This window comes from Fibrobacter sp., from assembly GCA_024399065.1.
Taxonomy (GTDB): Bacteria; Fibrobacterota; Fibrobacteria; order Fibrobacterales; family Fibrobacteraceae; genus Fibrobacter.
On sequence record JAKSIB010000118.1, the window covers coordinates 1 to 1,056 of the forward strand.

A 1,056-nucleotide genomic window follows, 5' to 3' on the forward strand; every position below is an offset into this window, starting at 1 on the left:
ATACTGAGGCCAATACAACTGTAAAAATACCCGAAACTGCAATTGCAAGGCCGCTCATGGCTCCTTCTACTTCACCAATTTCGATTGCCCTGGCAGTTCCGATTGCGTGAGAACTGGCCCCAAAGGCAAGTCCCTTTGAAATAGGTTCTTTGATATGAAATATTTTGCATATTATATCGCCAAAAACATTTCCAAGAACTCCTGTAATGATGATGACAGCTACCGTAATTTCTACATATCCGCCAAGTTCTTCTGATACCCCCATTCCAATTGCTGTGGTAATGGACTTTGGAAGAAGGGTTACATACTCCCTGTGAGACAAATGAAAAAGAACTGCAAGTCCAAATACCGTAGCAAGGCTGGTAATGACCCCTGCAATAAGACCACATACAACCGCCAAGTAGTTCTTCTTCAGAAGTTCCCACTGCTCATATAAGGGAATTGCAAGGCAGACTGTTGCCGGTGTCAAAAGATAACTTAGATACTTGGCACTTTCCTGATATACTTCATATTCCACGTTTCCCATTGCAAGCACAGCAATGGAAATGATGATGGAGATCAGCAATGGGTGGAAAATCCCTATTTTCAATTTTTTCTTAAGTGCCATGCCGATTACATATGCAACAAGACTAAGTGCCAGTCCTGCAAACAATGATTCCTGAAAAAAACTATTCATCTTTCTTTTTTCCTGACTTTCTGATAATGATTTGAGACACCCATCCCGTGGCAACCATAACTGTAATAATCGTCACTGCAGTAATGATGCTGACAGGTAATAAGATTGGCTGTAAAACCCCCCAGGTTGTCATCAGTCCAACTCCCGCTGGAATAAACATGATTGGCATGATCTCAATCAAAAATTTGCCGGTTTCCTTCACTGACTCTAATTTAATTACCTTAGTCATGAGTCCCAAAAACAAAATGATCATTCCATAAATACTTGCAGGAATCGGTAACGGCAAAAGGCATTTCAATATTTCCCCCAAAAAGGAAATTAACAAAATAATTAAAAATTGGTTGATGTATTTCATAATTCTAAACCGTCCTCCACAAAAC

Annotated in this window: 2 protein-coding genes; both read right to left on the reverse strand. The window is 40.0% G+C overall.

The features are described 5' to 3' along the window. Nucleotides 1–676, reverse strand: a 676-nt coding sequence (locus MJZ25_16740) for an LrgB family protein (GenBank protein MCQ2125806.1), incomplete at its 3' end; no start/stop codon positions are given. Further along, nucleotides 669–1,056: CidA/LrgA family protein (locus MJZ25_16745; GenBank protein MCQ2125807.1), on the reverse strand; the 388-nt coding region annotated here is incomplete at its 5' end. The genes MJZ25_16740 and MJZ25_16745, both read right to left, overlap by 8 nt.